The following is a 26,982-nucleotide window of genomic DNA, read 5'->3' on the forward strand; positions in this document are numbered from 1 at the left end:
CGCCGGGATGCCGACCTGACGGCCGAGCAGGATGTGCTCGCGCGTCTGCGGCATCGGGCCGTCGGCCGCGTTCACCACCAGGATCGCGCCGTCCATCTGCGCCGCACCCGTGATCATGTTCTTGACGTAGTCGGCGTGGCCGGGGCAGTCGACGTGCGCGTAGTGGCGGTTGTCGGTCTCGTATTCCACGTGCGCCGTCGAGATCGTGATCCCGCGTGCCTTCTCCTCCGGCGCGCCGTCAATCTCGTCATACGCCTTGAAGTCGCCAAACTGCTTCGTGATCGCCGCCGTCAGCGTCGTCTTGCCGTGGTCAACGTGACCAATCGTGCCAATGTTGCAGTGCGGTTTCGACCGCTCAAACTTTTCCTTCGCCATTGTGACTGGCACCCTCTGTCGTTGGGGGGTGCGCCGCGTGCCGGCCACCCGGGTTGGTTTCGCGCGGCAAATATGGCGGAGGCGGACAAAAATCAAGCGGTTTGCGCGCCTCTGTCAGAGCGCGTTCAGGCCGCCTCGTCGGCGTCCACCGCACCCTCAGAAGCGAACCAGCCGGCCTCTTCCGTCTGGCGCACCAGCCACAGCTCGATCTGCTTGGACGCCGAGCGCGCGAGGCTCGCCACCTGCTCCTCTGCGGTCTGCGTCAGGCCCGAGCCGAACAGGGTCTTTGCCGAGGTCGATTCCACGATAAAGAACCGCTCCGGCTCTTCCGTCAGCTTGGCCCCCGCCGCGTCGTCCCAGACCGTCACGAGGATGACCATGCCAGAGCGCGGCGCCGCGACGACTGGAATACCGCCCATGGCGAGCTCATACTGCGCGATAACCACGGACAGGTGGTAGAGCCCGCTCCCGGCATAACGCGAAAACCGAGCGTCGACGGCGGCTTGCATGGCGTCCGTCAAAAGCTCTTCCTCGACCTTGCGCGACAGAGCAGAGGATTTGGGATCAACGGCCACCGCCACGTTGTGCCCGAGGCGGAAGTCGCCGAGCGGCACCGGTGGCCCACTCAGATCGTTGCCCGAGGCACACGCGGCCACCAAAACCAGGGCCACTAGCCCGATCACGCTGCGCATCTGCCATCCCCCAAGCTGCGACGCCATGGCGGGATAGCCGAACTTGCGCGCGATGGCAAAGCACATAGATTTACAGGCGACCGTGGCCATCACAGGACCCCTCCGATGCCCGACACGTACCGCCCCGCCCCATTCGAGCCTGTCAAAGTGCCGCTGCACGAAACGCCGCTTGGCCTCCTGCAAAGCTGGCGCGCCGCCCGCGAGAACGTCATCAACCTGATCCCGGGCGCCGCCACACGCGACAAGATCCTCTCCGGCCACACCGGTACGCGCTGGCACATGGTCATGGACCCCGCCGCGCTCAAGGAGGTTCTCCTCGACCGGCTGGACGACTACCCCAAAAGCAAAGTGACCAAAGCGCTGCTCTCCCCGGCCATCGGCGACTCCCTCTTCATTGCCGAGGGCAAGCAATGGCGCTGGCAACGGCGCACGGCGGCGCCGGTCTTCAGCCACCGCAACATCAGCGCGCTCACGCCGATCATGTCGCGCGCCGCGGACCGCACCGTAGACCGCATCGCCGCCGCAGGACCGCGCGCGATCGACCTCTCGGGCGAAATGGTCACCACAACCTTCGATGTGATCGCGGACGTCTGTTTCTCCGGAGACGCAGCCTTCGACGCCGCCTCCGTGCATGCGGCCATCGACGACTACATCGCGGACGCCGGCAAAATCTCCCTCCTGGATGTGCTCGGCGCGCCCGACTGGCTTCCCCGCCCCGGACGCATCCGCAGCACGCAGTCCCTCAACCAGATGAAGCGCGCCGCGGACACCATGATCGCCGCACGCGCCGCGCGAGCAGACGGCGAAGTTTCCGACCTGCTCGACCTGCTCAAGGCGGGCGAGGACCCCAAATCAGGCCGGCAGATGACCACCGAAGAGCTGCGCGACAACCTCCTGGCGTTCGTTGTCGCGGGCCACGAGACAACCGCACTGGCGCTCAGCTGGGCGCTCTACCTGCTGGCCCACCACCCGGACATCCAGGAACAGGCGCGCGATGAGATCATTGCCACCTGCACGGGCGACAGCGTGACAGGAGACAACGCCGCAAACCTGCCGCTCACCCGCGCGATCATCGACGAGGCGCTCCGCCTCTACCCGCCCGCCGCGGTTGTCTCCCGGACCGCACAGAAACCCGACACGCTCCTAGGTGCCGACATCCGGCCCGGCGACACGGTGATGATCCCGATCTACGCGATCCACCGCCACCAGGCGCTTTGGGAAAACCCCGACAACTTCGATCCCGGCCGCTTTGCCGACCGCAAGGCGATCCGGCGCTACAGCTACCTGCCCTTCGGCGACGGCCCGCGTATCTGCATCGGCGCGGCCTTCGCACTGACCGAGGCGGTGATCATCCTCGCCACACTGCTGCGCCGCTACCGATTCACGCCGATCAAAGGCAAGGACCCCGAGCCCGTGATGATCCTGACACTGCGCCCCCAAGGTGGCGTGTGGCTCGAAGCAGAGCGGGTCTGACTTCTCTGGTTCCGAAATACCTCGGGGTTTGGGGCAGCGCCCCAATTCGGGGGCTTGGGGGCAAGGCCCCCAAAAGTAGAGCGTGCGCACCCGCGCACCCCGTCAAGGCTTTGAGGTAAAACGATTGTCCCGCGGGAAGCCGCGCGGCGCCATGCGGCCCGTGCCCGCGCGCTTGCCACGCCATTCGGCCAAATCCGCCTCGGTGCGCGTCCGCCCCGCCGGATCGAGCCAGCTGAGGCCTTCGGCCCAATTGAACGTGGTCGCATCGGACAGCCCGCCGTCCTTGTATTTCTGCAGCCGCACGCCCTTGCCACGGGTCATTTCAGGCAGCTCGCTGAGGTCAAAGACCAACACCTTGCGGTTCTCGCCAACCACAGCGACCGCGTCCCCCGTCACAGGGCGGCACACCCGCGCCACCACGGGCGCGCGCACATTGAGCGCCTGCTTGCCAGCCCGGGTCTGCGCGACGACCTCGTCCTCCGGCACGACGAACCCGTCCCCTGCCGACGAGGCCAACAGCAGCTTGCCGCCCGCCCGGTGGATAAAGAGATCAACGATCTCAACCTCTTGCGGCAGGTCCACCATCAGGCGCACCGGTTCTCCCATACCCCGCCCGCCCGGCAGGTTCGACGCCTGCAGCGTGTAGAAACGCCCGTTCGAGCCAAAGAGCAGCAGCTTGTCCGTCGTCTCCGCGTGAAAGATGAAGCGGGGTCCATCGCCGTCTTTGAACTTTAGCTCGCGCGCCAAGTCGATATGCCCGGTCATCGCGCGCACCCAGCCCATCTGGGAGCAGACCACCGTGATCGGCTCCCGCTCGATCATGGCCTCAAGCGGCACGTCCTCGACCTCCGCGGCCTCCGCGAGCTCAGTGCGGCGCGGACCCAGCACGTCGTCCTTGCCAAAGACCTTCTTGGCCTCTTTCAGCTCCTCGGCGATGCGCGCCCATTGCAGCGCCGGATCGCCCAGCAGCGCCACAAGCCCCGCCTTTTCCTCCAAGAGCGTCTCGCGCTCGCGGTTCAGCTCCATTTCCTCGAGCCGGCGCAGCGAGCGCAGGCGCATGTTGAGGATCGCCTCGACCTGCACTTCGGTCAGCGCCGGATCGGGGCTGAGACCGGACAGACCAATTGGGCTGACATAGTCGCTCTCGTCCATCGCGCGGGCAATGTCGCGGTCCCAATCCTCGGCCATCAGCGCCGCCTTGGGATCGTCGTCGTACCGGATGATGTCGATCACACGGTCGAGGTTCAGAAAGGCGATGATCAGCCCGTCCAGCACCTCGAGCCGGTGGTCGATCTTTTCCAGCCGGTGCGCCGAGCGCCGCTGCAGCACTTCCCGCCGAAAGTCGAGAAAGGCGCGCAGCACCTCCTTCATCGAACAGACCTTGGGCGTGATCCCGTCGATCAGCACGTTCATGTTGAGCGAGAATCGCACCTCGAGATCCGAGTTGCGGTAGAGCATGTTCATCAGAACATCCGCGTCGACATTCCTGGTGCGCGGCTCCAGCACGATGCGGATGTCGTCGGCGCTCTCGTCGCGTACGTCGCTCAGGATCGGGACCTTCTTGGTCTGGATCACCTCGGCCAGCTTCTCGATCAGCTTGGACTTCTGGACCTGGTACGGGATCTCGGTGACGACGACCTGCCACTGGCCGCGGCCCAGATCCTCGATCTGCCATTTCGCGCGCAGCCGGAACGAGCCGCGCCCCGTCCGGTAGGCTTGCGCGATGTTCTCGGCCGGCTCCACGAGCACGCCGCCCGTCGGAAAGTCCGGCCCCGGCACGTAGTTCAAAAGCGTGTCGTCGCGCGCATCCGGCACCCGGATCAGGTGCAGGCAGGCGTCGATCAGCTCGGCGATGTTGTGCGGAGGAATGTTGGTCGCCATGCCGACCGCGATGCCCGAGGCGCCGTTCGCCAAAAGGTTCGGAAAGCGCGCCGGCAGCACCACAGGCTCGGTCAGGGTGCCGTCATAATTGTCCCTGAAATCAACGGCGTTCTCGCTCAGCCCCTCGAGCAACGCCTCGGCCACCGCCGTCATCCGCGCCTCGGTGTAACGCGAGGCGGCTGGGTTGTCCCCGTCGATGTTGCCAAAGTTGCCCTGCCCGTCCACCAGCGGGTAGCGCACCGCGAAATCCTGCGCAAGGCGCGCCATCGCGTCATAGATCGCGGCATCCCCGTGCGGGTGGTAATTGCCCATCACGTCGCCCGAGATCTTTGCCGATTTTCTGAAACCACCCCCGGAACTCAGCCGCAGTTCGCGCATTGCGTAGAGGATACGCCGATGCACAGGTTTCAGCCCGTCGCGGGCATCCGGCAGAGCGCGGTGCATGATCGTCGAGAGCGCATAGGTCAGATAGCGCTCGCCGATGGCACGCCGCAGCGGTTCTGCAACGTCGCCTGGGCTGGGAGTATCGACCGTATCCGTCATAGCTCTTGTGTAGCTGTGGCAGAAAACCGCAACAAGATGTGGCGGGGGAAATTGTCGTACCAATTGCCCCTTAAGATTGTCAGCGGCAAATGATATGGCCTTGAGCGGGTCTGAAGCGTGGGGATACCTACCATGATAAAATTCATGGCAGTCTGTTTTCTTTTTCTCGGCTGGGCGTTCTGGGAGCTGAGTGGCGGGTCCGAGTTCGAACCCGCCGTGACGCGCACCGCCGTGGCTGACGTGACCGCAACGACGCTCGACGAAAGTCCGGCGGAGGAGGTGGAGGTCGTGGCCTCCGAGCCAGTGGCACCAGAGACTGACACGACCGAGCCGGAAACCACCGAGATCGCGGCGGTGGACCCCGCGCCCGAACAGACCCCGGAAAGCGTTCTGACGACCGAGCTGAACAACGCCCTCGACAGCGCCATCGAAGAGACGGCCCAAGAGACCGCGGCGCTTGCCGAAGAGGTCGTTCCCCAACCCGTTGCCGCCCCTATTGATCTGCGCCGCGTCTCCGGCGACCGCGTCAACATGCGCCAGGGTCCAGGGACCAATTTTGGCATCGTCACACGCCTGACGCAGGGCGACGAGGTCGAGGTCATTCAGGAGCCCGGCAACGGCTGGCTCGAGTTGCGCGTCGTCGAAAGCAACAAGATCGGTTGGATCGCCGACTGGCTGGTCACAGGCGGCTAAGCGCTTCGCCGTGGCAAGCCGCTCCGTCCTCATCACAGGCTGCTCCTCGGGAATCGGGTACGATGCCGCGCTTCGTCTCCGGGACAAAGGGTGGACGGTCATCGCGTCCTGCAAGCAAGAAAAAGACTGTGTGCGACTGCGCGAGATGGGCTTTGTCAGCCCGCAGCTCGACTACACCGACGACGCCTCCATCACCCGCGCGTGGGACGAGACGCTCGCCGCGACAGGCGGCACGCTGGACGCGCTCTTTCACAATGGCGCGCACGCCCTGCCCGGACCGGTCGAGGACCTGCCTACCGATGGTCTGCGCGCGGTGTTCGAGGCCAACTTCTTTGGCTGGCATTCCCTCACGCTCAAGGCGATCCCGGTCATGCGGCAGGCTGGCGCCGGGCGGATCGTGTTCAACTCGTCGGTCCTCGGCTTCGCCCCGATGAAGTGGCGCGGCGCCTACAACGCCACCAAGTTCGCCGTCGAAGGGTTCACCGACACGCTCCGGCTCGAGATGCAGGGCACCGGCATCGAGATCGTCCTGATCGAGCCGGGTCCGATCCGCACCAGGATCCGCGAAAACTCGATCCCGCATTTCGAGCGTTGGGTGGATTGGGAGGCCTCCGCTCGGGCCGATCAATATCGCGAAAGCCTGCTCGACCAGCTCTACGAGGGGCAAGCAGGTGCGGCGTTCCAGCTCGAACCCGAGGCCGTGACGGGCAAGCTGATCCACGCGCTCACCGCCAAACGCCCCCGCCCGCGCTATTATGTCACGACGCCGACCCATGTGATGGGCGCGCTCAAACGGCTATTGCCGACACGGTGGATGGACTGGGTGCTGAGCCGCGCGGGCTGACTTTCCTTCACCCGTCACACGGCTACATACCGAACTGAACTCTGAGCCTGCGGGAGATACCATGCTCGACGACCCCCTTTTTATCGTGGCCGCCATCGCGGTGCTGGCCGTGGCCGGCATCCTGATCTTTGGCATCGGCGTCTTTGCCAAGGGCGGCGAGTACAACCGCAAGCACGCGAACAAGATCATGCGCTGGCGCATCGGCGCGCAATTCGTCGCGGTCCTGTTGATCCTGCTCTTCGTCTTTATCCGTCGTCAGACCGGGGGCTAGGCCGTGGTTGTCCTCAACAAGATCTACACCAAGACCGGCGATGCCGGTGAGACCGCGCTCGGCAACGGCGCGCGGGTGGCAAAGCACGCGCTGCGGGTGACGGCCTACGGCACGGTCGACGAGACAAACGCGGCGCTCGGCCTTGCGCGCCTGCACAGCGATGGCGAGATGGACGCGCGGCTCGCGGCGATCCAGAACGACCTCTTCGACCTCGGTGCGGACCTCTGCCGCCCGGACATGGAGAAGGACGCCGAGGCCGAGTACCCGCCGCTGCGCATGTCCGAGGCGCAGGTGAAACGGCTTGAGAGCGAGATCGACGCGATGAACGCAGACCTGGCCCCGCTGCGCAGCTTTATCCTGCCTGGGGGTACTCCTTTGGCCGCGCATCTGCACCAGTGCCGCACGGTTGCCCGCCGCGCCGAACGTCTGACGGTCGAGCTGGCCACGGTGGAGGCCGTCAACACCGCCGCAGTCACCTATCTCAACCGCCTGTCCGACTGGTTCTTCGTCGCTTCGCGCGTGGTGAACGACAACGGCGCAGGCGATGTTCTGTGGGTTCCCGGAGCGAACCGCTAACGTTCGATTTGGAACGGGCCTCCTTCGACGTGACACATACAAGTTAGACGATCACGCGCCGTCCCGCGGGGTGGCGCATCGCGCCGCCCCAGGGGGGCGGGTCGGCGCGGCCTGACAGTGCCTGTCAGGCAGGTGCTTTGATTTGGGCAAGGAGCTAGCCAGCCACCGGCTCCCACAACTCGATCGGGTTGCCCTCGGGGTCCTCGATATGCGCAAACCGGCCGATGCCGGGCATGTCGTCGAGGACCTTCACCTCCGTTCCGCCAGCCCGCACCTGCGCGATCATCCTATCGAGGTCCGTCACGCGAAAGTTGAGCATCACGCGCCGGTCCTTGCGGAAATAATCCGTGTCGCTGGGAAACGGCGCAAAGATCGTCGCGCCCGCCTCTTGCATCCACGGCATATCGCCGGGCCCTTGCGGCACCGGATCGACCCCCAGCGTATCGCGGTACCACGCGGCCAACGCGCTCGAATCATCGGCGCGGACAAAGATGCCGCCGATCCCCGAAACCCTCTCCATCCGTTTCCCATCCTCTCCATCCGTGCCCCTGCGGCGCAAACGCGACGTCGCGAGGCGCCAGTGCGGCGATTTTGTCCTGTCGCACCCACAGGCGAGAGAGTATCACACCGCTCGACAGAAATGTGCGAAATTGAGGAGAGCGCGACCATGAAGGTGCTGGTGCCGGTCAAACGCGTGATCGACTACAACGTGAAGGTCCGCGTCAAGGCGGACGGATCGGGCGTCGATCTTGCCAACGTCAAGATGTCGATGAACCCCTTTGACGAGATTGCCGTCGAAGAGGCGATCCGCCTCAAGGAGGCCGGCAAGGCCGAAGAGATCATCGCGGTCTCCATCGGGGTCAAGCAGGCGCAAGAAACGCTGCGCACCGCGCTCGCCATGGGCGCCGACCGCGCGATCCTCGTGATCGCCGCCGACGACGTGCACACCGACATCGAGCCGCTGACGGTCGCAAAGATCCTCAAGGGTGTCGTCGACGCGGAACAGCCCGGCCTCGTCCTCTGCGGCAAGCAGGCGATCGACAACGACATGAACGCGACCGGGCAGATGCTGTCGGCGCTGATGGGCTGGTCCCAGGCGACCTTCGCCTCCGAGGTCGACATCGACGGCGACAGCGCAACCGTGACGCGCGAGGTCGATGGCGGCCTGCAGACGATCAAGGTCAAGATGCCAGCAGTCGTGACCGTGGACCTGCGCCTCAACGAGCCGCGCTACGCGTCGCTGCCGAACATCATGAAGGCCAAGAAAAAGCCGCTCGATGAAAAGACCGCCGCCGACTATGGCGTCGACGTCGCGCCGCGCCTCGAGATCGTGAAGACGACCGAGCCCGAGGCACGCGCCGCCGGGATCAAGGTCGGCTCGGTCGACGAGCTTGTGGAGAAACTCAAAGAAGCGGGAGCTGTGTAACATGGCCGTTCTTTTGATTGCCGAAGTCACCAATGGCGAACTTAACGCCGACGCCACCGCCAAGGCCGTCACCGCTGCCAAAGTCATGGGCGATGTGACGGTGCTGGCCGCCGGCGCGTCTGCGGCGGATGCCGCCGCCGAAGCCGCCAAGATCGACGGCGTGGCCAAGGTGCTTTGCGCCGAGGACCCGTCGCTGGGCCACCGTCTTGCGGAATCGACTGCCGCGCTCATCGTTAGCCTCGCAGGCGATTACAGCCACATCGTCGCCCCGGCCACGACCGACGCCAAGAACGTGATGCCGCGCGTCGCCGCGCTGCTCGACGTGATGGTCGTCTCCGACATCTCCGCCGTGGTCGATGCGGACACGTTCGAGCGTCCGATCTACGCGGGCAACGCGATCCAGACGGTCAAATCGTCCGACGCAACCAAAGTGGTGACCGTGCGGACCTCGACCTTCGATGCTGCGGACATGGGCGGCTCTGCCGCGGTCGAAACCATCGGCGCAGCTGACAACCCGGGTCTGTCGGAATGGGTCGAGGACAAGGTCGCCGCTTCGGACCGCCCCGAACTCACCTCGGCAGGCATCGTGGTCTCCGGGGGCCGCGGCGTAGGCTCCGAGGATGATTTCAAGATCATCGAGGCGCTGGCCGACAAGCTCAACGCCGCCGTTGGCGCCTCGCGCGCCGCTGTGGACTCGGGCTACGCGCCGAACGACTGGCAGGTCGGCCAGACCGGCAAGGTCGTCGCGCCCGACCTCTACATCGCCTGCGGCATCTCCGGTGCCATCCAGCACCTCGCCGGCATGAAGGACTCCAAGGTGATCGTCGCGATCAACAAGGACGAAGAGGCTCCGATCTTTCAGGTGGCCGACTATGGCCTTGTCGCCGATCTTTTTGACGCCGTGCCCGAGCTGACCGAAAAGCTCGGCTAAGCGCGCCATCAGACCGGGATCGAAGGGCCTCGCCAAACGGCGGGGCCTTTTTCGTGTGATCGCTTCACGTCCGGATCACTTCACGTCCAGATCATCGTCTCCACCTCGCGCGACAGCGTCATCGCCACTTCGACATGTGCCGAAGGACCCAGCAGCTCTGCCGCCATCTGGGCCTGCATCGGGCCAAAGATCATTCCGCGCGTGTTGGTCGCAAGTGCGGCGGCACTGACGCGGATCACGATGGGCGGCTCGGGCGCCACGCGCGCCATCATGTCCACGTCGACAAAAAGCGGCGCACGGCGCATCCGGTGATCGCCTGGCTCGGGCGGCGTGGTGTCCGAAATCCACGTGAGCAGCACCGGCGGTTCGAGCCGCTCCATCAGCGCGATCATCGCCTCTTCCCACGCCCCCTTGAGCGCGAGCACCACCGTCTCGAACCGCTTGCGCGACACCTGCCGCAACCTCAGGAGCATGGCGCGGGTAAAGTGATGCTCGGTAAAGTCGACCTCGGGGTAGAGCGCGGTCAGCGCCTCCGTCGGCGCGATAAAGCGGTCGTTACGGCGCGGATGCACCGTGTAGAACGGATTGTTGAGGTTGTGCGCGCACATGACCTGCACCACCCGGCACCCGGCGGCGTTCGCCGCCTCGATCAGCGCGGGGTCCTGCAGGAATGTGTCGACGCCCGCATTGTCGGCCCCGAGGTTCACGCACGGCACGCCCACCAAATCCTGCACGAGCTGGGGAAAGGGCTCGGGCACGAACTTGCCAAACGTGTCGGTGCTGCCAAGGCAGGCCACGCTTTCCGGCGAGATGGTCTGTTTCGGCCCGCGCACCGGCACCATCGACGCGCCATACCGGCACGGCGCATAATCCAGCGCGCCAAGGGACGAGCGTTCGAATGTCATGTCTACCTCCTGCACCCCGGACGCAGGGCTAGACCGGCGGGCGTTACCAAGGTGCTAAAGCTAAAAAGCTGCAGGCTTCCCTTGAGGGTCGCGGCGCGCGGTCTTATCGTCTGGGGCGTGACCCCAGACAGCAGGTGAGCGATGGAGATCCAGCGGATTGGCGTGATCGGCGCAGGACAGATGGGTAATGGCATCGCGCATGTCATGGCGCTCGCGGGCTATGACGTGTCGCTCAACGATGTCTCGGACGAGGCGCTCGCCAAGTCATTGAAGATCATCGATAAAAACCTCGAACGGCAGGTCGCGCGCGAGAAGATCTCCGAAGACGACAAGGCCACGGCGATGGGCCGGATCACCACCACCCGTGCGCTCGAGGAGCTGGGCCAGACCGACCTCGTGATCGAGGCCGCGACCGAGCGGGAGACGATCAAGAGCGCCATCTTCGAGGACCTCGTGCCGCATCTCGCGCCGCATACGATACTTACGTCAAATACGTCTTCAATTTCGATCACCCGCCTTGCGAGCCGCACGGACCGGCCGGAAAAGTTCATGGGGTTCCATTTCATGAACCCGGTGCCGGTGATGCAGCTTGTGGAGCTGATCCGGGGGATCGCCACGGACGAGCCGACGTTCACCGCCTGCAAGGGCGTCGTCGACACGCTCGGCAAGACGGCGGCGACGGCGGAGGATTTCCCGGCCTTTATCGTGAACCGCATCCTGATGCCGATGATCAACGAGGCGGTCTATACGCTTTATGAAGGTGTCGGGAACGTGACCTCCATCGACATGGCGATGAAGCTGGGCACGAACCACCCCATGGGGCCGCTGGAGCTGGCGGACTTCATCGGGCTCGACACGTGTCTGGCGATCATGAACGTGCTGCACGATGGGCTGGCGGATACCAAGTACCGGCCCTGTCCGCTCCTGACCAAGTATGTCGAGGCCGGATGGCTGGGCCGCAAGACGCAGCGCGGGTTCTACGATTACCGCGGCGAGAGCCCGGTGCCGACGCGCTAAATTTTTCTTGCGAAAAATTTACGTGAGAATTTTCGCAGGAAAATTCTGCTCAGGCTTCATCTTTGAGCGCCAGCGTCCGCTCGCGCAGCCACGCCATGAACCCACGCGGGTTCGACGTCCACGCTTTGAGCTCTTCGGGATCGATCGGCTCGCCGACCACAGGCGCTTGCGGCTTATTGAGCGCATGCACGACTTCGAACAGCAGCAACCCCTGGCGCAGCACCGCCGCCGTCTTGTTCGCCATCTGGTACCAGCGCGAGTTCTGCCCCGGAAAGAAGATCGGCAGCACCTGCGCGCCCGAGCGCTGGATCATCTTGGCCGTGAACGGGTTCCACTCGCGCTCGATGGCCGGGCCAAACATCGTCTCGGACGCGGCCACGACACCCGACGGGAAGAGCACGACGACGCCGCCCGCCTTGAGGTGATCCATCGCCTGCTTGCGCATCTCGAGGTTCTTTTGCAGCGCGTCGTCCTCGTGCGGGAACGGCACGGGGATCATGAATTCCTCGATCTCGCCCACGCCCGTCAGCAACGACCGCGTCAGGATCTTGTAATCGGTGCGCACCTTGCCGATCAGCTCGGCCAGCACCATCCCGTCCACCAGCCCGTGCGGGTGGTTGGCGGTGATGACCACCGGGCCGGTCTTGGGGATGCGGGCGATCTGGTGCGCGGGGGTGGTCAGCGTGATCCCCATCACGTCGAGCGCCTGCTTCCAGAAGCCCTGCCCGTGCGGGACGCCCATCCCCTCGAACTTGCGGATCAGGCGCAGGAGGCGAATCTTCCCGGTGAGCAGCTCCATCGTCTGGATCGTGCGGCGGGCCCACCAGTTTTCGAACGTGTTGGCGTAGCTCAGGCGGCGGCGGTCATACGCCTCGTCCGCCAGGTTGCTGCCATCGCCCTGGCCCACCGGGCGGCGCACCGGGTGGTTGTGCATCAGCACCGACTTGCGTCCTGCCGTCTCGACCATTGATCAGCACTCCCTGAACCGCGCGAGCCGCGGTCAGTTCTCTTCCCCAAACCGGTCCTTGACCAGCGCCTCGATCGCGTCTGCAAGCGCGCCTGCCTGCGGTCCCGAGGTCTGGACTTCAATAAAGGTTCCCTTGGAGGCTGCCAACATCAAAAGCCCCATGATGGAATCGCCCTCGGCGGTCAGGCCATCTTTTGAGACTTCTGCCCGCGCCTCAAAGCTCTCGACCACCTCGACCAATTTGGCGGACGCGCGCGCGTGCAGCCCCTTGGTGTTGCAGATCTCGAGGCGGCGGGGGGCGGTGTCAGTCATAAGGCTATGCAATCAGGAGATATTTTTGGCGTCGATATACTTGCGGCCGGCGTTCAGGGCGCGGCTCACCGCCTCGTCCACCGGCAGGCAGCGGACCTTGGCCAGCTTGATCAGCATCGGCAGGTTCGCGCCGTAGACGATGCGGCGGTTGGTGGGTGCACAGGCCTTGAGGCTGAGGTTCGAGGGCGAGCCGCCGAACATGTCCGTGACCACGACCACGCCGTCGCCTGTGTCGACGTCATCGGCGGCCTTGCAAATCTCGGTCTGCTTGGCGGCGCGGTCGACCTCGACCCCGATGGAAATCGCCCGCATCCCGTCCGCGGCGCCCACGACATGCTCGACTGCCGCGAGGTACTCCCGCGCCAAGCCGCCATGTGCCACGATCACGATCCCAATCACTTACGCGCTCCACTCAGGCCGGACGTGGCGCGCGCGGTCGCGCGGCCCTGCCGGTCGAGGTCCCTGTGCCTTACTGACACTTGCCAGCCGCCTTCTGCAAGCCCGGCCGCCACGGCCTCGGCCATCATCACCGACCTGTGGCGCCCGCCGGTACAGCCGAACGCGGCGGTGAAGTGCGCCTTCCCTTCGTCGATGACCGCCGGCAGCAGGAAGGTCAAAAGGTCGAGGGCCTTGTCCTGGAACGGCGCGTGGCGCGGATCCGCCGCGACGTAGTCGGCCACCTCCGCATCCCGCCCGGTGAGCGGTCGCAACGCGGCGTCCCAGTGCGGGTTGCGCAGAAACCTGCAGTCAAAGACCACGTCTGCGCCGCGGGGAAGGCCATGCTTGTACGAGAACGACACGACCGACAGGGCAAGCCGCAAGTGGCCGTCCACCGAGAAACGCTGCGCGATCTCGGCTTTGAGCTCGTGCGGCGACAGCTCGGACGTGTCTAGCACATCGGTCGCCAGAGGCATCAGCGGCGCAAGCAGCTCCGCCTCGCGCGCGAGGCCCTGATCCGGCCCGTCGCCTTGCGACAGGGGATGCCGGCGGCGCGTTTCCGAGAACCGCCGCAGCAGCACATCCGTGCGGCAATCGAGGTAGAGCAGGTCCGGCGCCATCCCCATGCGGTCCGTCAGTTCTTCGATCAAGGCCGCCACGCGGTCCGGCTCGAAATCGCGGTTGCGCGCATCGAGGCCGAGCGCCAGAGGGCGCCCTTCGCCAGAGAGCAGACGCGGGATCAGCGAGACCGGCATGTTATCGATCGCCTCGTAGCCAAGGTCCTCGAGCGCCGCGATGGCCGTGCTGCGCCCTGCCCCGGACGGGCCGGTGACCAGCACCAAACGTGCGGCGGGATCGCGGGACAGGGACATGGGTCAGACGGGGTCCGGCTGCTTGAGAAACTGCAATACTGCGGCCGCAAAATAGGCGTGCTGCACCGCCGATATCAAGGGCACCGCATGACCAAGGTAGTGTGCGTGACGTGGCGGCGGCAGGCGCGCGTTGCTCACGTCTTCGAGATCGACGACCAGCCTAAGCCGCGCCTGCTCGATCGGTGCCGCGCGCAGGATGCCAATGCCGCGCGCCTCTATGCTTCCCCGGATCGTCTCCGGCGCCGCCATCTGCACGCCGCCCGCATCAGCGGTCAGCGCCACCTGATCGTCCGCCACCAGCTCTGCGCCAAACGCCATGAGCTGCAGCGTCAGCGCTGATTTGCCGCTGCCGGACGGGCCTAGAATGAGAACGCCGCGGTCCCCACCCACGGCCGCGGCGCTGCCGTGTATCGTTGAGCCTGTGACGCGGGCGGCGAGGTCCATGTGCGGTGCCGCCCGTCCGGTCAGACGGGCAGACCCACCACGAAACGCGCGCCCAGCGGCTCGGAGGTCACGTCGGCCTCGGTCGGGCGGATGTTCTCCGCCCAGACGACGCCGCCATGTGCCTCGACGATTTGTTTCGAGATCGCCAGCCCAAGGCCAGAGTTGTTGCCAAAATCACCCGCTGGTCGCTCGGAATAGAACCGCTTGAAGATCTTGTTCAGCGCCTCTTCGGGGATACCCGGTCCTGTGTCCTCGACCACCGCCAGCACGCGGTCGTCCTTGCGCCGCGCCCAGATGCGGATCGCGTCACCCGGCTCGCAGAAACTGATCGCGTTGGTGATGAGGTTCACGAACACCTGCGCCAGCCGCGCCTCGAGCCCGTGGATCACGATCGGCTCGTCCGGCAGGTCGGTGATGAAGTCGATGCCCTTGGACTTGGCATCCTCGCCGAGGAACTGACCGAGATTGCCCAGCATGTCCAAGAGGTTGAACGCTTCCTGCTCCTCCTTGACCAGCTCACTGTCGAGGCGGGAGGCGTTGGAGATGTCGCTCACCAGCCGGTCGAGGCGGCGCACGTCGTGGTCGATCACATCGAGCAGCTTTTCGCGCTGGTCGTCCCGTTTTGCGACGCGCAAGGTGCCCACTGCGGAGCGGAGGGAGGCGAGCGGGTTCTTGATCTCGTGCGCGACGTCGGCGGCGAATTGTTCGTTGCCGTCGATCCGGTCGTAGAGCGCCGAGACCATGCCGCGGAGCGCGCCAGAGAGGCGCCCGATCTCATCGGGGCGGGCTGTCAGGTCCGGGATGCGGATGCGGCCCGAGGAGTACTTGCCCTTGTCCCGCGACCGGCCAACTTCGGCGGCAGTCGCGAGGTCCGACAGCGGGTTCGAGATGGTCGAGGCCAGCACCAGCGACAGGCCGATGGAGACAAGCGTTGCGATCACGAACATCTGCAGCATCGACTCGCGTTCGGCGCGGACCGTCGCCTCAATCTCACCGGCGGCGCTGGCGATGGCGACGACGCCCGTCACTTGGCCCGCGTCATCGAATATGGGCGTGTTCACGGTGTAGATCGCGCCACCATCCGGTCCAAGCGCCATGGACACCTTGGTCTGGCCTGCCAGCCCCGGCGCCAGCATGTCGGCGATCTGCGTCTCGAGAGGGGGTGGCGGCAAGTCGCTTTCGCCTGACAGCAGCGAGGCGCCCGCGCCCCACAGCCAGGACAGCGCGTCCACGATCACCGTCGACTGCGGCTCGTCGGACGCGCGGCGCAACGACGGCGCGCGGTCCCCGACACTGCGCGCCACCAGCGCGCTGTCGGTGTCGAACACGAATGCCTTGACCCCGCCGCGCAAGTCCAGGTTGTCGAGCACCGCCTGGCTGTCAACATCCGCGCCGGACTGCGCCTCGAAGACGTCAGCCACAAGCTCGGCCTCGGACACAAGCGACGCCGCCCGTTCGATGGCCAGCGAGTCGCGTGTCGAGTTGAGGTAGAGAATCCCGACAACGAGGATGTTCAGCGCGATCAAGTTGAACGTGATGATCTTGCGCGTCAGCGGCGAGCGTTTGAGGCTGAAAAGCCCCCTGCGCGCGCGCCGCTCCTGCACTTCATCCTCGACCATGCCTCGCGGCGCGATCCAGTCGTCACCCAGCACGACCTCGGCCCCGCGACGCGGCGCGTCCTTCGGGGCCTGGGGCGTGAAGTCTATGCGTTCGGCCAGAGCCATCAGACGCGCCTCACGTTATTCTTCGTTGTAGCGGTAGCCGATCCCGTAGAGCGTCTCGATCGCCGAAAACTCGTCATCGACGGCGCGCATCTTCTTGCGCAAACGCTTGATATGGCTGTCGATTGTGCGGTCGTCGACATAGACCTGATCGTCGTAGGCCACGTCCATCAGCTGGTCGCGCGACTTGACGAAGCCCGGACGCTGCGCCAGCGCCTGCAGCAACAGGAATTCCGTCACGGTGAGCGAGACGTCCTTGCCCTTCCAGTTCACGGCGTGCCGCAGCGGGTCCATCGAGAGATCCCCGCGCACCATCAGCTTGGCATCCTCGGCCTCGCCGCCGAGATCGCCCGACACCGCGTCCTGACGGCGCAGGAGCGCGCGGATGCGTTCGACCAGCAGGCGCTGCGAGAACGGCTTTTTCACGTAGTCGTCCGCGCCCATGCGCAGGCCGAGCACCTCGTCGATCTCGTCGTCCTTGGACGTCAGAAAGATCACCGGCATCGTGGTTTTCTGGCGCAGCCGCTGCAACAGGTCCATGCCGTCCATGCGCGGCATCTTGATGTCTAGCACGGCCATATCCGGCAACTTTTGGTTGAATGCGTCCAGCGCAGACTGACCATCGTTATATGTTTCGACCTCGAACCCCTCCGCCTCAAGGGTCATCGAAACGGACGTCAGGATATTCCTGTCGTCATCGACAAGAGCGATCTTCGACATGTGTCTGATCCTTCGTACTGCTCATTTTTATATTTTTGATCTTTATGAGCGGTTTCCATCTTTACAATCAATCGCAAACTGCGAATCAGCCGCGAGCTGTGCCAAATTTCCACCACAATTGGTGAAGGCTTGACTAATTTGCCTCTGGTTTTGTGCACCTTTTGTCCTTGGTGGCGCTAACCTGTTGCCGTGATTGCGCAAACATGCCGACCGCTTGCGCTAACCTTGCGGCTGCACCTGTTCAGGCCAAAAATTGCCATGTTAAGAGCGTTTCATCCGCCGAAACAAATTCGGCCATCAGGAGCGACTAGCCATGGAACATGGACGTGTGAACCCCGACTTTCAGTTGTCCCACCAGGGGATCGAAGGCCTAGGCCACGTCTATTACAACTACGCCGAGCCTGCCCTGATCACCGAGGCGCTCAAGCGCGGCGAGGGCACGCTGGGACAGGGTGGCGCGTTCCTGTGCTCGACCGGCAAGTTCACCGGCCGCTCTCCCAAGGACAAACATGTGGTGCGGACGCCTTCGGTCGCGGACAGCATCTGGTGGGAGAACAACGCGGAGATGTCCGAAGAGGGCTTTGACGCGCTCTACGACGACATGCTGGCCCACATGAAGGGGCGCGATTATTTCGTGCAGGACCTCGTGGGCGGTGCCGACCCGGCGCATGCCATCGACGTGCGCGTCGTGACCGAGCTGGCCTGGCACTCGCTTTTCATCCGCACCATGCTGCGCCGTCCCGAGCGGTCTGAGCTCGACGACTTCTCCGCCGATTTCACCGTGATCAACTGCCCGAGCTTCCAGGCGGACCCGGCCAAGCACAACTGCCGGTCCGAGACCGTGATCGCGATGAATTTCGACCGCAAGCTGATCCTGATCGGCGGCACGGAATATGCGGGCGAGAACAAGAAATCGGTCTTTACCCTGCTCAACTACCTGCTGCCCGAGAAAGGCATCATGCCGATGCACTGCTCGGCCAACCACGCGCCGGGCAATCCGGTCGACACGGCGGTCTTCTTTGGTCTGTCGGGGACGGGCAAGACGACGCTCAGCGCCGATCCCGACCGCGTGCTGATCGGCGACGACGAGCACGGCTGGTCCGACCGCGGCACCTTCAACTTCGAGGGTGGATGCTATGCCAAGACGATCAACCTCAGCGAGAAAGCCGAGCCTGAGATCTACGCGACCACGACCAAGTTCGGCACCATCATCGAGAACATGGTGTTCGACCCCGAGACGTTCGAGCTCGATTTCGAGGACGACAGCCTGACGGCCAACATGCGCTGCGCCTACCCGCTGCACTACATCTCGAACGCGTCGCCGGCGGCGCTTGGGGGCCATCCCAAGAACATCATCATGCTGACCTGCGACGCCTTTGGCGTGCTGCCGCCCATCGCGCGGCTGACCCCGGCGCAGGCGATGTATCACTTCCTGAGTGGCTTCACGGCCAAGGTGGCCGGCACCGAGAGGGGTGTGACCGAGCCGCAGCCCACGTTCTCCACCTGCTTTGGCGCGCCCTTCATGCCGCGCCGGCCGGAGGTCTATGGCAACCTTTTGCGCGAAAAGATCGCCAAGCACGGCGCGACCTGCTGGCTGGTGAACACCGGATGGACCGGCGGTGCCTTTGGCGAGGGCGAGCGGATGCCGATCAAGGCGACGCGCGCCCTGCTGACCGCCGCGCTCGACGGCTCGCTCGCGGATGCCGAGTTCCGCAAGGACGCCAACTTCGGGTTTGAAGTCCCGGTCGCCGCGCCCGGCGTGCCGGAGGTGCTGCTCGATCCGCGCCGCACCTGGACGGACAAGGCCGCTTATGACGCCATGGCGGAGAAACTCGTGGGCATGTTTGCCGACAACTTCGAGCAATATATCCCGCATATCGACGACGACGTTAAGGCCGTGGCGATCGGCTGAGGCTTAGAGCCCCATAATTTTCTTGCGAAAATTATGGGGTGCGCCGCGCATGCTAGTCTTTTAGCGGATCGTGGCCCCAGTTCATCAGGGAATACCGCCAGGCCGAAGTTTCGACATCTGAGTCCGGCCCGCCCTGGCTCAGGTGCCGTTTGACGTAGCCGACGACCTTGGCCATGTGGTCCCACTGGTCCTCGGTCAGGTCGTCCTTGTTGGTGCGCTTGATCTCTACGATCCTGCGCCCTGACTTGTGGCCTGTGCTCTCGCCCGAGTCGCTGTCGCCGACGGATTTGCTCTCATCCGTCTCGAGCCAATCCTCCAGCTCCTGCGGCGCCATGTTCACCAGGTCCTGCCATTCGTCCCAGATTTGGGCGTTTGATTTCTCGCTCATGCGGCACTCTCCGTTTGCTGTTTGAGAGCACAGCGCGTGAGAAAGGCATGCCGTTCCGCAATTTGCACAGCTTCGTGAGGTGGGGTTTTGCCGGTGCGCCGTGTGTGCGACAGACGGACGCAGACCCAAGCCGCTGACACACCAAAAAGGCCCTCCCGATGCTCACACCCCGCCAAAAGACACCCGACCTGAAACTGCCGACCCTCGACGGGAGCGAATTTGACCTCTCCGCCCAGACTTCGGAGCGCGGCACGATCGTGTGCTTCTACCGCGGGCTGCACTGCCCGCTTTGCGCCACGTATCTCAAAGAGTTCGACAAGCTCGCCCCCGCCTTTGCCGAGCGCGGTGTGGACAGCGTGGCGGTGTCCTCGGACGGGCAAGAGCGCGCGCAGGCCATGGCGGACAAGATCGAGAACGCGCACCTGCGCTTTGCCTACGACCTGCCGCTGCAGGTGGCGCGGGACTGGGGGCTCTATATCTCGACCTCGCGCGGGAAGACCTCTATCGGGATCGAGGAGCCGGCGCTCTTTTCCGAGCCGGGCCTGTTCATGGTGACGCCCGAGCAGACGCTCTATTACGGCTCGGTGCAGACGATGCCGTTTGTGCGGCCGCACTTCTCCGAGCTGGTCGGCGCGCTCGATTTCGCCATCGACAAGAGCTACCCGGCCCGCGGCGAGTACACCGGTGCGGTCTAGGCGGTAAGGTGGGCCTCGGCCCACCCTACCCCATCAGTCCCCGCCGGATCAGGTTGGCCGCCGCCACCAGCAGAACGATCAGTGTCAGCCGCCGGAACATCGCCTGGTCGATGCGCGGCTGCATCAACGTGCCGAGCGCCATGCCGAGCATCGCTGGCACGACCATCAGCACCGACAGGACCAGCCCCGCGCCCGTCAGGATACCAGACGCCAGGTGCGAGCCCACCAGCAGCACCGCGCCCAGCCCGTAGATCACGCCTTGCACCCGCATCTGCTTGGCCTTTTCCGTGCCAAACGCCGTCAGCATCATCACCGTAGGCGGTCCCCAGACGCCGGACAGCCCGCCCATCGTGCCTGCGATGACGCCTGCCCCGGTCTCCACCCGCGTGCGGGAATAGCGGTGCAGCGGAGGCGTCCACCCCCAAAGCTGCGCCAGCGAGAACACCAGCACCGGCACGCCCAGCAGCACGAAAAAGAGCGCGGCATCGAGATACGGCACCACCTGCGCCATCAGCACGAGGCACACACTGCTGACGATCAAAAACCGCCGGAACGCCTTGGCATCGCGCCACGCGGCGGCAGCGCCCTGCGCCAGCGCCTGCTGCACGTTGGTCACCAGCGTCGGCAGGATCAGCGCCGCCAGCGCCAGCTCGGGTGCCAGAAAGCTGCTGAGCCCCGCGATCAGGATCATCGGCATGGCGAACCCGACGAGCCCTTTGACAATGCCGGCGACGCAGGCAACGCTGGCAGCCAGGACAAGAAGCGGCACGGGCACTTGAGCAAGCAGGAGGTCCATCGGCACTCTCTACCATCCGCGTCACGGAGCCGCAGCGCGAAAAGCGTGTGAGGCAGCGAAGGCCAAGCCTGCTTGCCCCGCCGATGCGGCAACCATGACGCAAGAATAAAACACATCTAAGCAGTGCGCGGTATTTTTGTTGCGCTGCAACTGCGAAAAGACTACTGCACCTGCAACACATGACGGAGGATTCCCATGGCGCATGATGGTCAGGACATGATGCTCGAAACACCGGCACTGCTGCCCGATCTGCTGGACCTCACGCGGCAGGCCGTGGCGCCGGCCGAGGATATCCTGGCGCGCGCCAAGGCGTCCGTGGCGGCGCTGGTTACGCAGGACGGACGGGTGTCCGGCGCGCTCGTCGAGGCACACCAGACAGCGGCGCATGGCCTCGCGTGGCTTGCCACCTACGTCGAGGCGCTGCGTCAGATGCAGGCGTGGGCGGAGGCGCTCGAGGCCGACGGCAAGTTCCGCGAGACCGAGCAGCTGATCCACCAGATCGCCTTTGGCGAGTACCTCTGGCAGCTCTACGGCGGCATCCAGATGAACCAGGGCGAAATCGTGCGGATGCAGGACCTCGGCCTTGGCCAGGAGGACCAGCGCGCGCTCATGAGCCCCGCGGTGATGACGCTCACCCAGTCGGGCAACACGCAAGCCGCGCGCCTGCGCCTTGTCGAGCTGATGCAGGAGCAAAAGGCCAATGCGACCGTCGGCGCCTCGGGCCTCGATGAAGAGCTGGAGATGATCCGCGACCAGTTCCGCCGCTTTGCCCTCGACCGCGTCGAGCCGCATGCGCACGAATGGCACCTCAAGGACGAGCTGATCCCGATGGAAATCATCGAGGAACTCGCTGAGCTTGGCGTCTTTGGCCTGACGATCCCAGAGGAATACGGCGGGCTTGGCCTCTCGAAAGCCTCGATGTGCGTCGTGTCCGAAGAGCTTTCGCGCGCCTATATCGGCGTCGGCTCGCTCGGCACCCGCTCCGAGATCGCCGCCGAGTTGATCCTCTGCGGCGGCACGGACGCACAGAAAGAGAAGTGGCTTCCGGGTCTCGCCTCTGGTGAAATCCTGCCGACGGCGGTCTTTACCGAGCCGAACACCGGCTCTGACCTCGGCGCGCTGCGCACTAAGGCGACGCGTGACGGCGACGACTGGCAGATCACCGGGAACAAGACCTGGATCACCCACGCCGCCCGCACCCACGTGATGACCGTGCTCGCGCGTTCGGTCGAGGGGACCGACGACTACAAGGGCCTGTCGATGTTCCTAGCCGAAAAGACGCCCGGCACCGACGAGGCGCCCTGGCAGGACCCCGGCATCTCCGGCGGCGAGATCGAGGTGCTCGGCTATCGGGGCATGAAGGAATACACCGTCAACTTCGACGGGTTCGCCGTGAAGGGTGAGAACCTGCTCGGAGGTGTCGAGGGTCAGGGCTTCAAGCAGCTCATGCAGACCTTTGAAAGCGCCCGCATCCAGACCGCCGCCCGCGCGGTTGGGGTGGCTTGCTCGGCAATCGATGTGGCGATGCAATACGCAGAGGACCGCAAGCAGTTTGGCAAGCCCCTCATCGCCTTCCCGCGCGTCGCGTCCAAGCTGGCGATGATGGCAGTCGAGACGATGGTGGCGCGGCAGCTGACATACTTCTCCGCCTGCGAAAAGGACGAAGAGCGCCGCTGCGATCTCGAGGCCGGCATGGCCAAGCTACTCGGCGCCCGCGTCGCGTGGTCTGCGGCGGACAACGCGTTGCAAATTCACGGCGGCAACGGCTTCGCGCTCGAGTACAAGGTCTCCCGCATCCTCTGCGACGCCCGCATCCTCAACATCTTCGAGGGCGCCGCCGAGATCCAAGCGCAGGTCATCGCGCGGCGGCTGCTGGCCTGAGCCAACTTGCGTCTTTTGGCAGTTACAGCGAGTGTCTGCTTCTTAAGTTAGGAGCAGACAATGGACATCATGTGCCTGAATGGGTGGGGCGGAAAACTCCATGCGGCCTTGCTGCCCTACCTCGCCCGCACGGCTCCCGATATTCTGTGCTTGCAAGAGGTTATTCACAGCCCGGCATCCAAGAAAGACTGGCTGACCTATCGGGACGGGGATCATGTTCTGCCGCAACGCGCCAACCTGTTTGGTGATGTCAGCGCGGCACTGCCGGAGCATGTCGCGATCTTTTGTCCGGCGGCGCAAGGCGTGCTCTGGGACGATGAGACGTCGATCCCGTCGCAATGGGGCCTTGCAACTTTTGTCCACCGCTCCCTGCCGATCATCGGGCAGGTGCAGGGCTTTGTGCACAAGGACTATTCCCCGGTCGGTTACGGCGATCACCCGCGGTCGCGCAGCGCGCATGGCGTTCGGGTGTGGGACTACGACGCCGGCCGCGCCGTCAGTGTCACTCACATGCACGGCCTGCGCGATCTTAACGGCAAGATGGATACGCCAGAGCGCACGGCGCAAGCGCACAAACTGCTCGACTTGTCGCGTGGTCTGGCGCAGCCGGGCGATCTCGAAGTGGTCTGCGGCGATTTCAATGTCGAGCCGGGGAGCGAAACGCTGGCGATCCTGAGCAGTGCCGGACTGACCGACTTGGTGACGGCGCGAGGTTTTGAGAGCACACGCAACACGCAGTACAAGAAACCGGGACGCTTTGCAGACTACATGCTGATCAATGAGGAAAGCGCGGTCAGAAGCTTCGACGTGATCTATGATCCCGAAGTTTCAGACCATTGCCCGCTGATCTTGGAGATCTAGCAGCTTGGGAAAGCTCCCGCCCCGGACCTGATCCGGGGCCTCTTTGCGGCAGTGAAATACCTCACGACAAGGGCGCTGGCACATTGCCTGCGCCGAAGCATTCTGCGCAGGGTTGCGTATCCCTGACAGGAGCGCTCCGACACATGCTCACCTTCGCCGCCGCGATCTTCTTTCTGATCATCACACCCGGGCCGGGGGTGCTGAGTGCGGCGGGCGTGAGTGCGGCGTTCGGGATGCGGGCGGGAGTGCGCTATGTGCTGGGGCTGATGATCGGCAATGCGGTGGTGATGCTGGCTGTGGTCACGGGGCTTGCGGCGCTGATCCTGGCGAGCCCGGTGATCCGCACGGTGCTGATGGTCGTCTCGACGCTCTACCTGCTTTACCTCGCGGCGAAGATCGGGCTCGCGGGGTCCAGGATCGCCTTCATCGACGCGGAGAAGGAGCCGGGGGTGCTGGGAGGGTTTCTCCTCCAGCCGATCAACCCCAAGGCGTATGTGGTCAACACGTTCCTCTTTGCGAATTTTCCGCTCTACCCCGACGCCTATCTGACCGAAGTTCTGGTCAAGGCGTTGGTGTTCAACGCGATCTGGCTGCCGCTGCACATCTTGTGGGTGTGGTTCGGGAGCGCGCTTCGGCGGCTCAACCTGCCGGAGGGGCAGCAACGGGCGATCAACGTGGGCATGGCCGCGTCGATGCTGATCGTCGTTGCGCTAGCGTTTTTTGCGCAGGGCGGGTGATGGGTGCGAGCACCCATCCTACGGGTCAGGCGGCTTTGGTAGGATGGGTGATGTCACCCATCCTTGCGGATTGTATCGTTTTTCGGGTCGTACGGGCTGTCCACGGTGACTTCTGCGTCCCAAAGCTTGTTCTGCATTTTCACCTGAACTTTCGTGCCCGGCACGGCGAGCGCAGTGGGCAGGTAACCCATGCCGATGGATTTGCCGAAGGCGACGGAATAGCCGCCCGACGTCAAACGACCCACGCGGGTCTCGCCATCGTAGAGCGCCTCGCGCCCCCATGGGTCGGCGTTGTCCGGTCCATCAATCAAGAGCGTGCAGCATTTCGAGCGGATGCCGATCGCCTCCATTGCCTCTTTCCCGTGAAAGTCCTTCGACAGGTCCACGAACCGCGGCAGGTCCGCCTCGAGCGGGGTCGCATCGCGGCCAAGTTCGGTGCCGAAAGCGCGGTAGCTCTTTTCCTGGCGCAGCCAGTTCTGCGCCCGCGCGCCCACGAGCTTCATCCCGTACTTTTCGCCCGCCTCCATCAGCAAATCCCAGAGGTAGTTTTGCATCTCGATCGGATGGTGCAGCTCCCAGCCGAGCTCGCCCGTATAGGCCACGCGGATGGCGTTCACCGGGCACATGCCGAGCTCGATCTGGCGGGCGGAGAGCCAGGGGAAGCGCTTATTCGAGAGCGCGGTATCTGGATCGGCGTCCTTGATGACCTCAAGCAGCACGTCACGCGACTTGGGTCCGGCGATGGCAAAGACGCCCCATTGCGAGGTCACATCCTGGATTTCGATGTAGCCAAATTCGCCCGCCTTGTCCTCGGCTGCTTTGCGCAAAAAGTCGGCGTCGTACTCGGTCCAGGCACCCGCGGAGACGAGGTAGTAGCTGTTCTCGCCATTGCGGACGATGGTGTACTCGGTGCGCGTCGTGCCTGCCGAGGTGAGCGCGTAGGTCAGGTTGATCCGGCCCACTTTGGGCAGCTTGTTGCAGGTAAACCAGTCGAGGAAGGCCGTCGCGCCCGGCCCTTTGACCACATGTTTGGTGAAAGCGGTCGCGTCGATCAGGCCTACGCCTTTGCGGACGGCTTCGGCCTCGGCCTTTGCGTACTCCCACCAGCCGCCCCGGCGGAAGGAGCGGGCGTCGTGGTCGAACCCTTCGGGCGCATCCACAGGCCCGTAGTAGTTAGGACGTTCCCACCCGTTCACGCAGCCGAACTGCGCGCCCAGCGCCTTTTGGCGGTCGTAGGCTGGCGCGGTGCGGAGGGGGCGGCAGGCTTCACGCTCTTCGTCGGGGTGGTGGAGGATGTAGACGTGCTCGTAGCACTCCTCGTTCTTGCGCGCGGCGTACTCGGTCGTCATCCAGCTTTGCGAGTACCGCTTGGGATCGAGGGAGGCCATGTCGATCTCCGCCTCGCCCTCGACCATCAGCTGGGCGAGGTAGTAGCCGGTGCCGCCCGCCGCCGTGATCCCGAAGGAGAAGCCTTCGGCGAGCCACATGTTGCGCAGCCCCGGAGCGGGACCGACGAGCGGGTTGCCGTCGGGAGTGTAGCAGATCGGGCCGTTGTAGTCGTCCTTGAGGCCCACGGTCTCGGACGACGGGATGCGGTGGATCATCGACATGTACTCTTCCTCGATCCGTTCGAGGTCGAGGGGGAAGAGGTCGGCGCGGAAGCTGTCGGGGCAGCCGTATTCGAACCGCGCAGGGGCGTTCCGCTCGTAGGGGCCAAGGATCCAGCCGCCGCGCTCTTCGCGCACGTACCATTTGGCGTCAGCGTCGCGGAGGACCGGGTGTTCGCCGTTGGTCTTGCGGTATTCCACGAGGGCGGCGTCGGGCTCGGTCACGATGAACTGGTGCTCGACCGGGATCGCCGGGTGCTTGATGCCGAGGAGCTTGGCCGTGCGCTGTGCGTGGTTGCCGGTCGCCGTTACGACGTGCTCGGCGTGGATCGTGATCTGCTCCTCGGTCGCGACCAGATTGCCGCCTTTGTCCACCATCTTGGTACAGGTCACGTCCCAGTGCTCGCCGGTCCAGTGGTAGGCGTCCACCTGCCACTTGCGCTCGATCATCACACCGCGCTGGCGGGCGCCCTTGGCCATCGCCATCGTGACGTCTGCCGGATTGATGTAGCCATCGGTCGGGTGGTAGATGGCGCCTTCGAGGTCGTCCGTGCGCACCAGCGGCCACCGCTCCTTGATCTCTGCCGGCGTCATCCACTCATACGGCACACCGCAGGTTTCGGCGGTGGAGGCGTAGAGCATGTATTCGTCCATGCGCGCCTTGGACTGGGCCATGCGCAGGTTGCCGACGATGGAGAACCCGGCGTTGAGGCCGGTTTCCTCTTCGAGCGTCTTGTAGAACTTGATCGAGTAGTCGTGGATGTGGGTCGTCGCATAGGACATGTTGAAGTACGGGAGCAGGCCCGCCGCGTGCCATGTGGAGCCCGACGTCAGCTCGTCCCGCTCCAGCAGCATCACGTCGTCCCAGCCGGCGCGTGCAAGGTGGTAGGCAATCGACGTGCCAACGGCGCCGCCGCCGACAACAAGAGCTTTGACATGGGTCTTCATGGCTGCGCCTCCGGGCCTCTACATCCTGCGTTGGTGTATCCCGCCGCGGCGCGCGC

General features: G+C 64.7%; 28 protein-coding genes. 13 read left to right on the top strand and 15 right to left on the bottom strand.

What is annotated here, in order from left to right; translation table 11 throughout:
* Together ACU0B3_RS04250 and ACU0B3_RS04255 are read right to left on the bottom strand one after the other, a co-directional pair.
* On the bottom strand, window positions 1–375 hold a 375-nt coding region (locus tag ACU0B3_RS04250), incomplete at its 3' end, for a GTP-binding protein (RefSeq protein ID WP_446259580.1).
* A gap of 125 nt (window positions 376–500) precedes the next feature.
* Window positions 501–1,157, bottom strand: a complete 657-nt coding sequence (locus tag ACU0B3_RS04255) for a hypothetical protein (protein WP_446259581.1) — start codon at window positions 1,155–1,157, stop codon at window positions 501–503.
* Between the two features lie 15 nt (window positions 1,158–1,172).
* Between ACU0B3_RS04255 and ACU0B3_RS04260 the strand changes: the two genes are divergently transcribed.
* The gene (locus tag ACU0B3_RS04260; protein ID WP_446259582.1) at window positions 1,173–2,540 is read left to right on the top strand and encodes a cytochrome P450; all 1,368 of its coding nucleotides are present in this window, start codon (window positions 1,173–1,175) and stop codon (window positions 2,538–2,540) included.
* A 102-nt stretch (window positions 2,541–2,642) separates the two neighbouring features.
* Here ACU0B3_RS04260 and ACU0B3_RS04265 read toward each other — a convergent pair whose 3' ends face one another.
* On the bottom strand, window positions 2,643–4,964 hold the full coding sequence (locus ACU0B3_RS04265) for a DNA topoisomerase IV subunit A (RefSeq protein WP_446259583.1): 2,322 nt from the start codon (window positions 4,962–4,964) through the stop codon (window positions 2,643–2,645).
* A gap of 144 nt (window positions 4,965–5,108) precedes the next feature.
* Between ACU0B3_RS04265 and ACU0B3_RS04270 the strand changes: the two genes are divergently transcribed.
* From ACU0B3_RS04270 to ACU0B3_RS04285, 4 genes are all read left to right on the top strand, one after another.
* Window positions 5,109–5,657 carry an SH3 domain-containing protein gene (locus tag ACU0B3_RS04270; RefSeq protein WP_446259584.1) on the top strand — a complete coding sequence of 183 codons (549 nt, stop codon included), beginning with the start codon at window positions 5,109–5,111 and terminating at the stop codon, window positions 5,655–5,657.
* 10 nt (window positions 5,658–5,667) lie between these two features.
* A complete protein-coding gene (locus tag ACU0B3_RS04275; protein WP_446259585.1) occupies window positions 5,668–6,501 on the top strand; it encodes an SDR family NAD(P)-dependent oxidoreductase in 834 nt (277 codons plus the stop codon).
* A gap of 61 nt (window positions 6,502–6,562) precedes the next feature.
* Window positions 6,563–6,772 (top strand): twin transmembrane helix small protein, encoded by a 210-nt coding sequence (locus tag ACU0B3_RS04280; RefSeq protein ID WP_446259586.1) that lies wholly within the window; start codon window positions 6,563–6,565, stop codon window positions 6,770–6,772.
* A gap of 3 nt (window positions 6,773–6,775) precedes the next feature.
* Entirely contained in the window at window positions 6,776–7,348 is a 573-nt protein-coding gene (locus tag ACU0B3_RS04285; protein WP_446259587.1) for a cob(I)yrinic acid a,c-diamide adenosyltransferase, read from the top strand.
* 154 nt (window positions 7,349–7,502) lie between these two features.
* Here ACU0B3_RS04285 and ACU0B3_RS04290 read toward each other — a convergent pair whose 3' ends face one another.
* Entirely contained in the window at window positions 7,503–7,868 is a 366-nt protein-coding gene (locus ACU0B3_RS04290) for a VOC family protein (protein ID WP_446259588.1), read from the bottom strand.
* Window positions 7,869–8,015: 147 nt separating this feature from the next.
* Between ACU0B3_RS04290 and ACU0B3_RS04295 the strand changes: the two genes are divergently transcribed.
* Together ACU0B3_RS04295 and ACU0B3_RS04300 are read left to right on the top strand one after the other, a co-directional pair.
* Window positions 8,016–8,774, top strand: coding sequence for an electron transfer flavoprotein subunit beta/FixA family protein (locus ACU0B3_RS04295; protein ID WP_446259589.1), 759 nt, complete (start codon window positions 8,016–8,018; stop codon window positions 8,772–8,774).
* Window position 8,775: 1 nt separating this feature from the next.
* Window positions 8,776–9,705, top strand: a complete 930-nt coding sequence (locus ACU0B3_RS04300) for an electron transfer flavoprotein subunit alpha/FixB family protein (RefSeq protein ID WP_446259590.1) — start codon at window positions 8,776–8,778, stop codon at window positions 9,703–9,705.
* 80 nt (window positions 9,706–9,785) lie between these two features.
* Here ACU0B3_RS04300 and ACU0B3_RS04305 read toward each other — a convergent pair whose 3' ends face one another.
* A complete protein-coding gene (locus tag ACU0B3_RS04305; protein WP_446259591.1) occupies window positions 9,786–10,610 on the bottom strand; it encodes a DUF6473 family protein in 825 nt (274 codons plus the stop codon).
* A 141-nt stretch (window positions 10,611–10,751) separates the two neighbouring features.
* On the opposite strand from ACU0B3_RS04305, the gene ACU0B3_RS04310 reads away from it, so the two are divergent.
* Complete coding sequence (locus tag ACU0B3_RS04310; RefSeq protein WP_446259592.1) at window positions 10,752–11,627, top strand: 3-hydroxybutyryl-CoA dehydrogenase; 876 nt, start codon at window positions 10,752–10,754, stop codon at window positions 11,625–11,627.
* A gap of 49 nt (window positions 11,628–11,676) precedes the next feature.
* Here the strand turns inward: ACU0B3_RS04310 and ACU0B3_RS04315 are convergent, their stop codons facing one another.
* From ACU0B3_RS04315 to ACU0B3_RS04345, 7 genes are all read right to left on the bottom strand, one after another.
* Window positions 11,677–12,561 carry a lysophospholipid acyltransferase family protein gene (locus ACU0B3_RS04315; protein ID WP_446260198.1) on the bottom strand — a complete coding sequence of 295 codons (885 nt, stop codon included), beginning with the start codon at window positions 12,559–12,561 and terminating at the stop codon, window positions 11,677–11,679.
* Between the two features lie 66 nt (window positions 12,562–12,627).
* A complete protein-coding gene (locus ACU0B3_RS04320) occupies window positions 12,628–12,906 on the bottom strand; it encodes an HPr family phosphocarrier protein (protein ID WP_446259593.1) in 279 nt (92 codons plus the stop codon).
* A 12-nt stretch (window positions 12,907–12,918) separates the two neighbouring features.
* Complete coding sequence (locus ACU0B3_RS04325; protein ID WP_446259594.1) at window positions 12,919–13,305, bottom strand: PTS sugar transporter subunit IIA; 387 nt, start codon at window positions 13,303–13,305, stop codon at window positions 12,919–12,921.
* Window positions 13,302–14,216 (bottom strand): RNase adapter RapZ, encoded by a 915-nt coding sequence (gene rapZ / locus ACU0B3_RS04330; protein ID WP_446259595.1) that lies wholly within the window; start codon window positions 14,214–14,216, stop codon window positions 13,302–13,304. The genes ACU0B3_RS04325 and rapZ overlap by 4 nt, the downstream gene beginning before the upstream one ends.
* Before the next feature lie 3 nt (window positions 14,217–14,219).
* Entirely contained in the window at window positions 14,220–14,660 is a 441-nt protein-coding gene (locus ACU0B3_RS04335; protein ID WP_446259596.1) for an HPr kinase/phosphorylase, read from the bottom strand.
* Between the two features lie 20 nt (window positions 14,661–14,680).
* Complete coding sequence (locus ACU0B3_RS04340; protein WP_446259597.1) at window positions 14,681–16,384, bottom strand: sensor N-terminal transmembrane domain-containing protein; 1,704 nt, start codon at window positions 16,382–16,384, stop codon at window positions 14,681–14,683.
* A gap of 15 nt (window positions 16,385–16,399) precedes the next feature.
* On the bottom strand, window positions 16,400–17,101 hold the full coding sequence (locus ACU0B3_RS04345; RefSeq protein WP_446259598.1) for a response regulator transcription factor: 702 nt from the start codon (window positions 17,099–17,101) through the stop codon (window positions 16,400–16,402).
* A 313-nt stretch (window positions 17,102–17,414) separates the two neighbouring features.
* Here ACU0B3_RS04345 and ACU0B3_RS04350 point away from each other — a divergent pair, with 313 nt between their 5' ends.
* Window positions 17,415–19,013, top strand: coding sequence for a phosphoenolpyruvate carboxykinase (locus ACU0B3_RS04350; RefSeq protein ID WP_446259599.1), 1,599 nt, complete (start codon window positions 17,415–17,417; stop codon window positions 19,011–19,013).
* Between the two features lie 52 nt (window positions 19,014–19,065).
* Here ACU0B3_RS04350 and ACU0B3_RS04355 read toward each other — a convergent pair whose 3' ends face one another.
* Window positions 19,066–19,401: a DUF3140 domain-containing protein gene (locus tag ACU0B3_RS04355; protein WP_446259600.1), complete on the bottom strand. Its 336-nt coding sequence runs from the start codon at window positions 19,399–19,401 to the stop codon at window positions 19,066–19,068.
* 158 nt (window positions 19,402–19,559) lie between these two features.
* On the opposite strand from ACU0B3_RS04355, the gene ACU0B3_RS04360 reads away from it, so the two are divergent.
* A complete protein-coding gene (locus tag ACU0B3_RS04360; protein WP_446259601.1) occupies window positions 19,560–20,096 on the top strand; it encodes a peroxiredoxin-like family protein in 537 nt (178 codons plus the stop codon).
* A 25-nt stretch (window positions 20,097–20,121) separates the two neighbouring features.
* Here ACU0B3_RS04360 and ACU0B3_RS04365 read toward each other — a convergent pair whose 3' ends face one another.
* The gene (locus ACU0B3_RS04365; protein WP_446259602.1) at window positions 20,122–20,892 is read right to left on the bottom strand and encodes a TSUP family transporter; all 771 of its coding nucleotides are present in this window, start codon (window positions 20,890–20,892) and stop codon (window positions 20,122–20,124) included.
* A gap of 195 nt (window positions 20,893–21,087) precedes the next feature.
* Here ACU0B3_RS04365 and ACU0B3_RS04370 point away from each other — a divergent pair, with 195 nt between their 5' ends.
* The 3 genes from ACU0B3_RS04370 (at window position 21,088) to ACU0B3_RS04380 (ending at window position 24,371) form a co-directional block, all read left to right on the top strand.
* Window positions 21,088–22,773, top strand: a complete 1,686-nt coding sequence (locus tag ACU0B3_RS04370; RefSeq protein WP_446259603.1) for an acyl-CoA dehydrogenase family protein — start codon at window positions 21,088–21,090, stop codon at window positions 22,771–22,773.
* A 60-nt stretch (window positions 22,774–22,833) separates the two neighbouring features.
* Window positions 22,834–23,634: an endonuclease/exonuclease/phosphatase family protein gene (locus tag ACU0B3_RS04375; RefSeq protein ID WP_446259604.1), complete on the top strand. Its 801-nt coding sequence runs from the start codon at window positions 22,834–22,836 to the stop codon at window positions 23,632–23,634.
* Window positions 23,635–23,777: 143 nt separating this feature from the next.
* Window positions 23,778–24,371: a LysE family translocator gene (locus tag ACU0B3_RS04380; protein ID WP_446259605.1), complete on the top strand. Its 594-nt coding sequence runs from the start codon at window positions 23,778–23,780 to the stop codon at window positions 24,369–24,371.
* Window positions 24,372–24,424: 53 nt separating this feature from the next.
* On the opposite strand, the gene ACU0B3_RS04385 is transcribed toward ACU0B3_RS04380, so the two are convergent.
* Window positions 24,425–26,926 (bottom strand): GcvT family protein, encoded by a 2,502-nt coding sequence (locus ACU0B3_RS04385; RefSeq protein WP_446259606.1) that lies wholly within the window; start codon window positions 26,924–26,926, stop codon window positions 24,425–24,427.
* Between the last annotated feature and the right edge of the window lie 56 nt (window positions 26,927–26,982).

This window comes from Pseudaestuariivita sp., assembly GCF_052825805.1.